Raw genomic sequence first — 5,868 nt, forward strand, 5'->3', positions numbered from 1 at the left:
CGGGCAGTACTGGAGGCTGGAGTCGGCGAACGAGACTTCGCGCACGGTGTCGCCACAGACCGGGCAGGGCAGTCCGGTGCGGGCGTGCACCTTCAGCCCGGAACGCTTCTCGCCCTTCAGCTCCGCCGCCCGGTGCCCGGCCGAGCGGCGTACCGCGTCGCCGAGCACCGTCCGGGTGGCGGCGTGCAGGGTGGCGAGCTGGTCGTCGGTGAGCCGGTCGGTGATCGCGAACGGGGACAGCTTCGCCGCGTGCAGGATCTCGTCGGAGTACGCGTTGCCGACCCCGGCGAGCACCGACTGATCGGTCAGCACCCCCTTGACCTGCCCCCGTCGGCTACGCAGCCGTTCGGTGAAGGTGGCCAGGTCGGCGTCGAGCGCGTCCGGCCCGAGCTTGGCGACCCCGGGGACCTGCGCCAGGTCGGTCACCAGGTAGGCGGCGAGCTTCTTCTGGGTGCCCGCCTCGGTGAGGTCGAACCCGGAGCCGTCGTCGAGGCGTATCCGTAGGGCGATCGGGCCCTTGCCGGGGCGCAGCGGGACGGTCGACGGGAACGCCTCCCGGTAGTGCAGCCAGCCGGCGCGGGCCAGGTGCACCACCAAGTGCAGGTCACCGTCGAAGATCACGTCGAGGAACTTGCCGTGCCGCCGGGCGTCGGCCACCGCCCGGCCCGACACCGCAGTGGGCGCCGGGTCGTACGTCTTCAGGGCGCTGATCGCGGCGACCTCGACCCGGTCGACGCGTCGCCCCACGGCACGCTCACGTAGGTAGCCGGCGAGCGCTTCCACCTCCGGTAGCTCGGGCACCCCCTCACGGTAGCCTTCGTTCCCGTGAGAATCGTGGTGGCGCACAACCGGTACCGGGAAGCCCAGCCGTCGGGTGAGAACACGATGGTCGACTCGGAGATCGGGCAGCTCACCGCCGCCGGGGTCGAGGTGCTGCCGTTCATCCGCAGCTCGGATGAGATCCCGTCGATGCCGAAGTCGGCCAAGGCGCTGCTGCCGATCTCACCGATCTACGCCCCCCGCGCGCAGCAGGAGCTGTCCCGGCTGCTCACCGAGCACCGGCCGGACGTGTTGCACCTGCACAACCCGTACCCCCTGCTCTCGCCCTGGGTGGTGCGGACCGCGCACAAGCACGGGGTGCCGGTGGTGCAGACGGTGCACAACTACCGGCAGGTCTGCTCGTCGGGGATCTACTTCCGCGACGGCGTCATCTGCCAGGACTGCAAGGGCCGGGCGCTGGCGGTGCCGTCGATCGTGCACCGCTGCTACCGGGATTCGCGGGCGCAGAGCGCGCTGATGGCGGCCACCCTGGCCGTGCACCGGGGCACCTGGCGTTCGGTGGACCGGTTCATCGCGCTCACCTCGGCCATCGCCGACCACCTGACCGACTACGGCATCCCGGCCGAGCGGATCGTGGTCAAGCCGAACGCGGTGCCCGACCCGGGTGCACCCACCCCGCTCGGCGACGGTTTCCTCTATCTGGCCCGGCTCACCCCGGAGAAGGGTGTCGACCTGCTGTTGGACGCCTGGCGGCGGCACCCGGTGGGCAGCCTCGGCACGCTGCGGGTGGCCGGTGACGGCGAGCTGCGCCCGCTGGTCGAGGCCGCCGCCGCCGAGCGCGCCGACGTCGTCTACCTGGGCCAGCTCGACCGGGACGGGGTGCGCGCCGCCGTCGAGGCGAGCGCCGTGGTGATCGCCGCCTCGATGTGGCACGACGTGCTGCCCACGGTGATCATCGAGGCGCTTGCCAGTGGACGGCCGGTGCTCGGCACCGCGCTCGGCGGCATCCCGTACCTGGTGGGAGCGGACGCCCCGCACGAGCCCGCCGGCACCGGTCCGGCCGCGGTCGCCTCGGCGGTCGCGGGTCACGCCCCGCCGCCGGCCGGTCCGCCGGCGGTCCCGGCTGGCCTGCTGGGCGGCACCGCCGGCTGGGTGGTCCCGCCGGACCCGGCCGCCCTGGCCGCCGCGCTCCCGGTCGCGCGGGCCGGTGCCGCGCTGCTCTCCGCCCCGGCCCGGCTGCGGTACGAGCAGACGTTCCACCCGGATGTGGTCCTCAAACGGCACCTCGCCATCTACGCCTCCCTCACCCGCGCCAACTGACCCCACTGCCCCGCTGACCGCTGCCGGGGGACCCCCGCGAGATCTTGGTAGAAAGTGGCCCCCATGAGGGCCGTTTCCTTCCAAGATCTCTGCGCGCGCCTGTGGGCAGGGGAGGGCGGCCGGGCGTGTCGCGGGCAGGCGACACATCTACTCGAAGTGGTATGCCTGGCAGGCATATTTATGACGGACAGGCATACCACCTATCGCCAGGTACAGCTGCGGCGACCGTGCAGGCGCGACGTCCCGGCTGAGGTGTGGCCTCTCGACCTCCTGCTGGCCGTCCGCGAGGACGACGGGCGGTGAGCTGCTGCGGCCCGGCGGTGTTTCACGCCGGGTGGTAGCGCTGGCAGGCAGCGGCGGCGTCGAGGACGTCGCGGGCGGCGGCCGACACCCGGCAGTCCGCGATCCGGCAGACCCGGCAGCGGCCGTCCGGGTCGGTGCGGTGGCTGCGGAGGACCGCGCGGGCGGTGAGGATCAGCCGGTTGCGGATCTGCGCCAACGACAGGTGCGGCGCGGTCATGGTCAGGTCACCCCGAGGGCGGCGGCGAGCGTGACGATCGTGGCCGGGGCGTGCGGGGTGCGGGCCACCTGGGCGAGCACCTCCCGGGCGGCGGGCCGGTGGCGTACCTCGGCGGGTGCCATCCGCTCGGCGTCGGCCAGCACCCGGCCGGCGTTGGCCGGGTCGTCGGCCTGGAGGTAGGCGCGGGCCGCGTCGACCAGGTGCGCCGCCCGGTGTTCCAACGGCAGCCACCGCCAGGCGTCCCATCGGGTCGCCCGCTCGTGCCAGGCCACCGCCTCGCCGGCATCGCCCAGGTCAAGGGCGGCGGCGGTACGGGCGAGGTCCACCGCCGTCGGCCCGAACGCCGTCCGGTGGTGGTCGTGGCCCTCGCCGACCTGCGCGGCCATCCCGGCGGCCTCGTCGAGGAGGTCGGCGACGGCGCGGTCGTCGCCCCGGCGGGCCGCCCCCAGCCCGGCCTGCACGAGCAGCGCCCCGCACAGCGACAACTCACCGGGGCCGGCGTCGTCGGGGCTGAGCAGGGCGATCCGGTACGCGGCGGCGAGCGACGCCGACACCGCCGCGCGGGCCCGCCCCGAGGCGCGGAACACCTGGCCGAGCTGCACCGTGGCGGCGGCCACCAGCAGGGGATCGCCGGCCCCGGTGGCCATCGCCCGGTCGGCGGCCAGCCAGCCCAGGTCGGCCTCGCCGAGCTTGACCAGCAGGGAGGCGGTGAGCCGGTACACGTCCACCAGTAGCGGTCGGTTCGACTCGTGATCGTCGGCGGAGATCCGCTGCACGCCGGCCAGCAGGCCCGGTAGTACGTCGACCACCTGCGGGTACCTGGCGTACTGGAACTGCACCCAGGCGTGCCCGACGTCCCGCACCACCCGGCCGGCCGGCGGCACCGGGCGGGTCGCCGGTCGCCCCAGCGCCATCTCGTACGTCGACAGGGCCGCCCGGATCCGCTCCACCCCTTCGATCCGGGCGGTCGTCGTGGCAGGCCGCGCGTCCCGACCGAGCAGCACGGCGGTGTCGATCCGCAGCACGGCGGCGATGTCCCGCAACGTCGACACCTTCTCCAGCGACCTGACACCCCGCTCTATCATGTCCACCCAGGATTTCGACCGGCCGAGCCGGTCGGCGAACACCTGCTGCGACAGTTTCCGCCGCCCCCGCCAGTACGCCACCCGCCGGCCGACCGGCAGCAGCTCACTGCTGTCCACGACGCCACCGCCGGTCCGGTACCGCCCGGTTGGTCTCCTCGGCCGGTATCCGCTCCGCCTCGGCCTGGGCGAGAATCCGTTGCCGCGCCGCCTCACGTTCCGCCGCCTGGATCCGCTCGCCCCGGTCGTCCTGGTCGGGCCCGCGCCGCGCCGTCACGACCAGCACCCCGCCCAGTATTCCCCGGCCAGGGTCAGCAGCGGCCGTTCCGGCAGGTCGGGCACCCGGGCCACCCCTATCACCCGGTACGCCGCGACGCGCTCCGCGTGGTTCGTCGCCGGGCGGAGCCGGTCGAGCGGGTTCACCCGCCGCCGCCCGAATGGCCAGAGCTTCGCCAGCAGACCGGAGCGCGTCAGGTGCTTCGCATGCCGAGCCATTGATCCTCCCGAGAGTTCTTCTGGTTACCTAATTTAGGAACCTAAAAACGCATGCTAGGAGGTGACAACTGATTTGGGAACCTACGGCGTGTCGTCGGACCGTGGGCGACGTGGGCGGGATACTCGCCGGATGGTCACCCCGACGATCCAGCGACGTCGCCTCGGCAACGCCCTCCGACGGGCCCGGGAGGCGGCAGGCAAGAGTCAGGACGAGGCGGCGGAGGTCATCGACTCCGCATCGAGCAAGGTCAGCCGGATGGAGCTGGGTCAGTCCGGCATCCGGCTGACGGACCTGAAACTGCTGCTCGACTTCTACGGCGTGTCGGCTGAGGAGGCCGAACCGCTACGGGAACTCGCCCGCGCCGGCAGGCAGCGCGGGCGGTGGAGCGGGTACCGCAACGTGGTGCCGGACTGGTTCCGGCAGTACCTCGACCTGGAGGCGGATGCGGCGGAGATCCGCTGGTACCAGTCCGAAGTCATCCCCGGCATCCTCCAGACCGAGCCGTACATCAGGGCGATCATCGACCGGGATGACGTGGAGCGGCAGGTCGAGGTGCGCCTCGAACGACAGAAGGTCATTGACCGCCCGGACGGGCCAGAGCTGAACTTCATCCTCAGCGAGTCCGCCCTCCGGCGGAACCTCGGCGACCGGGCGACTATGCGGGATCAGCTATCCCACCTCGCCGCGCTCGCCGACCGCTCGAACATCACGATCCAGGTGTTTCCGCTGGATGCCGAGACCTATGTCGTTTCCTCGTTCAGCTTCATCATCCTCCGGTTCGGGGAGGAGGTTGCCTCCGACGTGGTCTACCTGGAGACGTTCACGGACGCGGATTACCTCGACAGCCCCGAAGCGCTCCGGGCCTACAATCGGCACTGGGACCGTCTCCGGGCTGCGGCCTTGGGGCCGGTGGAGTCCCGCAGGCTCATGCTGCGGATCGCAGGCGAGATGAAGTAGAGGCTGACATGTCGAACCCGGACCTCACCGGCGCGGTGTGGCGCAAGTCCACCCGCAGCGACGGCAACGGCGGCGCGTGCGTCGAGGTGGCCGACCTTCGCAACGGGGTGGCCGTCCGGGACAGCAAGGACAGGACCGGCCCCACCCTGGCCTTCGACAGCCAGGACTGGTGTACCTTCGTCGACTTCCTCAAGAGCAACTGACGTCGTTTCCCCACCACGGCACTGAACGCCCCGGCTCCCGTCTCGGGAACTGGGGCGCGCTGGTTACCCATCGTGTCGGGGCTCGACGATGGATTCCCGGCGGAAGTCCCGCAACCCGGGATCTGCGGCTGCGCCAAACCTGTGGGCCGAAGTGGCGGCATCCGGGCGCGGTTGACACCCCAACTCCGCTCCAACGGAGCCGATCAAGGGGGGCGCCCTCGCCACCCTGGCCGTACGGGCCGCCCGTCGCGCATTCGGCCCACCCCCGACGTCATAGCCACACGCTTTGACTGCTGCCTGGCTCTCGCCGACAGCCGAGCATGGCGTAGACAGGCTCTTCCTTACCGGCTTTCCGCGCGTTGCTGGCGAAGTTGTTCGAGGACGGCGGTGTCGTCTTCGAGGTCGGGGTGGTCGATCTGCCGGTCGAGGTCGACGACGTGTTCGAGTTGGCGGATCGCCTGGTCGAGGTCGCCGTTCGCCTGGTGGGCCATCGCGATGTTGTACCGGGTG

General features: G+C 71.9%; 8 protein-coding genes. 3 read left to right on the forward strand and 5 right to left on the reverse strand.

Going from position 1 to position 5,868, the window contains the following annotated elements; translation table 11 throughout:
* Positions 1-801: Fpg/Nei family DNA glycosylase (locus ACOJTC_RS14190; RefSeq protein ID WP_420117216.1), on the reverse strand; the 801-nt coding region annotated here is incomplete at its 3' end.
* Between the two features lie 24 nt (positions 802-825).
* Here ACOJTC_RS14190 and ACOJTC_RS14195 point away from each other — a divergent pair.
* On the forward strand, positions 826-2,100 hold the full coding sequence (locus ACOJTC_RS14195) for a glycosyltransferase (protein ID WP_420117217.1): 1,275 nt from the start codon (positions 826-828) through the stop codon (positions 2,098-2,100).
* Positions 2,101-2,425: 325 nt separating this feature from the next.
* Here the strand turns inward: ACOJTC_RS14195 and ACOJTC_RS14200 are convergent, their stop codons facing one another.
* From ACOJTC_RS14200 to ACOJTC_RS14215, 4 genes are read right to left on the reverse strand one after another with little or no spacing between them, the layout of a single operon-like run.
* Positions 2,426-2,620, reverse strand: coding sequence for a hypothetical protein (locus ACOJTC_RS14200; RefSeq protein WP_420117218.1), 195 nt, complete (start codon positions 2,618-2,620; stop codon positions 2,426-2,428).
* Positions 2,621-2,622: 2 nt separating this feature from the next.
* Entirely contained in the window at positions 2,623-3,822 is a 1,200-nt protein-coding gene (locus ACOJTC_RS14205) for a helix-turn-helix domain-containing protein (RefSeq protein ID WP_420117219.1), read from the reverse strand.
* Positions 3,809-3,979, reverse strand: coding sequence for a hypothetical protein (locus ACOJTC_RS14210; protein ID WP_420117220.1), 171 nt, complete (start codon positions 3,977-3,979; stop codon positions 3,809-3,811). Before ACOJTC_RS14210 ends, ACOJTC_RS14205 begins: the two co-directional genes overlap by 14 nt.
* Positions 3,976-4,197 carry a hypothetical protein gene (locus tag ACOJTC_RS14215; RefSeq protein WP_420117221.1) on the reverse strand — a complete coding sequence of 74 codons (222 nt, stop codon included), beginning with the start codon at positions 4,195-4,197 and terminating at the stop codon, positions 3,976-3,978. Before ACOJTC_RS14215 ends, ACOJTC_RS14210 begins: the two co-directional genes overlap by 4 nt.
* Positions 4,198-4,327: 130 nt before the next feature.
* Here ACOJTC_RS14215 and ACOJTC_RS14220 point away from each other — a divergent pair, with 130 nt between their 5' ends.
* Together ACOJTC_RS14220 and ACOJTC_RS14225 are read left to right on the forward strand one after the other, a co-directional pair.
* Positions 4,328-5,155 carry a helix-turn-helix domain-containing protein gene (locus ACOJTC_RS14220; protein ID WP_420117222.1) on the forward strand — a complete coding sequence of 276 codons (828 nt, stop codon included), beginning with the start codon at positions 4,328-4,330 and terminating at the stop codon, positions 5,153-5,155.
* An 8-nt stretch (positions 5,156-5,163) separates the two neighbouring features.
* Positions 5,164-5,358 carry a DUF397 domain-containing protein gene (locus tag ACOJTC_RS14225; RefSeq protein WP_420117223.1) on the forward strand — a complete coding sequence of 65 codons (195 nt, stop codon included), beginning with the start codon at positions 5,164-5,166 and terminating at the stop codon, positions 5,356-5,358.
* Positions 5,359-5,868: the final 510 nt, after the last annotated feature.

This window comes from Micromonospora sp. (genome assembly GCF_048594385.1).
Classification (GTDB): Bacteria; Actinomycetota; Actinomycetes; order Mycobacteriales; family Micromonosporaceae; genus Micromonospora; species Micromonospora wenchangensis.